The following is a 3,642-nucleotide window of genomic DNA, read 5'->3' on the forward strand; positions in this document are numbered from 1 at the left end:
GCGGGTGCGCAGGGCACTGAAGTGCTGCTTGAGGGGGGGGTGTTTGTCGAACATGGGGCCTTCCTTGTGGGCGGCTCATCGCGGGCAGGCAACAGAGTAGGCCTGGGGCGGGGAGCTGATCAAGGAAAGTGTAGGGAGGCGCTTTTGCAGTGTCAGGTCGGGCCTCATCGCGGGCAAGCCCGGCTCCCACATTTTGATTTGTGAACACAGTCAAATGTGGGAGCTGGCTTGCCTGCGATGGGATCACCGCGGTGTATCAGTTACTGCGCAGTAGGGCCGACTTCACGCATCGGTTTGCCACGCACCGGCGCATCGCCTGCCACGTAGTAGTCGGCAGTGCTGCGCGGCAGTGGCTTGCGGCCACGGATCTTGTCGGCGATTTTCTCGGCGATCATGATCGTCGGCGCGTTGAGGTTGCCGGTGGTGATGATCGGCATGATCGACGCATCCACAACACGCAGCCCCTGCATGCCATGCACGCGGCCTTCGGCATCCACTACAGCCATCTCGTCGGTGCCCATTTTGCACGAGCAGGACGGGTGGAACGCAGTTTCGGCGTGCTCGCGGATGAACTTGTCCAACTGCTCATCGGTTTGCACGTCAATGCCCGGGCTGATTTCACGGCCACGGTATTGATCCAGCGCCGGCTGCTGCATGATTTCGCGGGTCAGGCGGATGCCGTCACGGAATTCCTGCCAGTCCTGCTCGGTGGCCATGTAGTTGAAGAGGATGCTCGGGTAGTCCCGAGGGTTCTTCGACTTCAATTGCACGCGGCCCCGGCTCGGCGAACGCATGGAACCCATGTGCGCCTGGAAACCGTGCTCTTTCACACCGTTGCTGCCGTTGTAGTTAATCGCGACCGGCAGGAAGTGGTACTGGATGTTCGGCCAATCGAAGTCTTCACGGGTACGGATAAAACCGCCCGCTTCGAACTGGTTGCTGGCGCCGATACCGGTGCCGTTGAACAGCCATTCGGCACCAATGGCCGGCTGGTTGTACCAGAGCAGCGATGGGTACAGCGACACTGGCTGAGTGCAGGCGTATTGCAGGTACAGCTCAAGGTGGTCCTGCAGGTTTTCGCCGACGCCGGGCAGGTCGTGGACCACCGGGATGTCGAGGCTTTCCAGCAGTTTGGCCGGGCCCACACCGGAGCGTTGCAGCAGTTGCGGCGAAGCGATTGCACCGCTGCACACCAGTACTTCTTTACGCGCACGGGCTTCAACACGTTCTTCAGCCGCGCCGATCAGGTAACGCACGCCTACGGCACGCTTGCCTTCAAACAATACTTTGTCGGTGAGGGCGTGGGTGACGATGGTCAGCGTCGAGCGCTTCTTGGCCGTGTCCAGGTAACCGCGTGCGGTGCTGGCGCGACGGCCTTTAGGCGTGACGGTACGGTCCATCGGGCCGAAGCCTTCTTGCTGGTAGCCGTTCAGGTCGTCGGTACGCGGGTAACCGGCCTGTACGCCGGCTTCAACCATCGCGTGGAACAGCGGGTTGTTGCCGGCTTTAGGCGTGGTCACGCTGACCGGGCCGTCGCCACCGTGGTAGTCGTTGGGGCCGATGTCGCGGGTTTCGGCTTTACGGAAGTACGGCAGGCAGTCGAGGTAGGTCCAGTTTTCCAGACCTGGCAGTTTTGCCCAGTTGTCGTAGTCCATGGCGTTGCCACGGATGTAGCACATGCCGTTGATCAGCGAAGAACCACCCAGGCCTTTGCCGCGACCGCATTCCATCCGACGGCCGTCCATGTGTGGCTCAGGGTCGGTTTCGTAGGCCCAGTTGTAGCGACGGCCTTGCAGCGGGAACGCCAGCGCGGCAGGCATTTGGGTACGGAAGTCAAAACGGTAGTCCGGGCCGCCGGCTTCCAGCAGCAGGACGGTGACGCCTTCGTCTTCGGTCAGACGGGTCGCCAGGGTGTTACCGGCGGAGCCGGCACCCACAATGATGTAATCGTATTCTTGGGACATAAATGCACCCTCATATAAGTGGTTCAAGCTGCTTTTGTGGCGAGGGAGCTTGCTCCCGCTCGACTGCGCAGCAGTCGCAAAACCAGCGAACGAGTTCGGTCTGGAGAACTGCGGGGCCTGGGATGGGGCTGCTGCGCAGCCCAACGGGAGCAAGCTCCCTCGCCACAAAGGCGACTCCCAGGCGCCTGTGGTTTAGAACACCGAGGCGTAGTCGCCCAGCTCAACCTGTACCGATTTGATGCGGGTGAAGTTGTTCAGCGAGCTGATACCGTTCTCACGGCCAACGCCCGACTGCTTGTAGCCGCCAACCGGCATCTTGGCGTCGGATTCGCCCCAGGCGTTGATCCAGCAGATACCCGCTTCCAGCTGATGAATCACGCGGTGGGCGCGGTTCAGGTCCTTGGTCACCAAACCTGCGGCCAGGCCGAAATCGGTGTCGTTGGCGCGGCGGATCACTTCTTCTTCGGTCTCGTAAGTGAGGATGCTCATTACTGGGCCGAAGATTTCTTCACGGACGATGGTCATTTCGTCGGTGCAGTCGGTGAACACAGTCGGGGCCACATAGGCGCCTTTGGCGAATTCGCCGTCGGTCAGTCGGTCGCCGCCGCACAGGACGCGGGCGCCTTCTTCCTTGCCTTTGGCGATGTAGCCGAGCACGCTTTCCATGTGGGCGAAGCTGACCAGCGGGCCGAAGTTGGTGTTTTCGTCTTGTGGGTTGCCAACACGAATGCGCGCAACACGCTCAACGATCTTGGCTTCGAACGCCGCTTGCAGGTGTTTCGGCACGAACACGCGAGTGCCGTTGGTGCAGACCATCATGGCGATGTCGGCGGCGCGATCCAGGTCGGCATCTTCGAACACGATCAGCGGCGACTTGCCGCCCAGTTCCATGGTCACTTCTTTGAGCGAGGAGCTCGAAGCGCTGGCCATAACTTTCTTGCCGGTGTCGGTGCCGCCGGTGAACGAGACTTTCTCGATGCGCGGGTGCTCGGTCAGCCAGGTGCCGACTTCACGTCCGCTGCCGGTCAGCACGTTGAACACACCGGCTGGAACGCCAGCTTCGGTGTAGATCTCGGCCAGTTTCAGAGTGGTCAGCGAAGTGACTTCGCTTGGCTTGAAGATCATCGCGTTACCCGCCGCCAGAGCCGGTGCGGATTTCCACAGGGCGATCTGGATCGGGTAGTTCCACGCGCCGATACCGGCTACTACGCCCAGCGGCTCGCGGCGGGTGTAGACGAACGAAGTGTCGCGCAACGGGATCTGCTCGCCTTCGATGGCTGGCACCAGGCCTGCGTAGTATTCCAGCACGTCTGCACCGGTGACGATGTCGACGTATTGGGTTTCGGAGAAGGCTTTACCGGTGTCCAGGGTTTCCAGGGCGGCCAGCTCATCGTTGCGCTCTCGCAGGATGTCGACGGCACGACGCAGGATGCGCGAACGCTCCATGGCGGTCATGGCAGCCCAGATTTTCTGGCCTTTTTCGGCGCTGACCACGGCGCGTTCCACGTCTTCCTTGGTGGCGCGTTGCACTTGGGCGAGAACTTCACCGTTAGCCGGGTTGATGGCTTCGAAGGTGGCATCGCTGCCAGCGTCGCTGTAGCCGCCGTCAATGTAGAGTTTTTGCAGTTCGAAACGGGCCATAAAGTCCTCGCAAGTGCATAAGTGGTTGGCGTTACCT

The 3,642-nt window shown here is 61.2% G+C and carries 2 protein-coding genes; both read right to left on the reverse strand.

The window, feature by feature from the left end; translation table 11 throughout:
* Window positions 1-260: 260 nt before the first annotated feature.
* Window positions 261-1,964: a choline dehydrogenase gene (betA, locus tag FEM54_RS27515; RefSeq protein WP_017139378.1), complete on the reverse strand. Its 1,704-nt coding sequence runs from the start codon at window positions 1,962-1,964 to the stop codon at window positions 261-263.
* 192 nt (window positions 1,965-2,156) lie between these two features.
* Complete coding sequence (betB, locus tag FEM54_RS27525) at window positions 2,157-3,605, reverse strand: betaine-aldehyde dehydrogenase (RefSeq protein WP_138453747.1); 1,449 nt, start codon at window positions 3,603-3,605, stop codon at window positions 2,157-2,159.
* Between the last annotated feature and the right edge of the window lie 37 nt (window positions 3,606-3,642).

It is taken from the genome of Pseudomonas edaphica (assembly GCF_005863185.1).
Lineage (GTDB): Bacteria > Pseudomonadota > Gammaproteobacteria > Pseudomonadales > Pseudomonadaceae > Aquipseudomonas > Aquipseudomonas edaphica.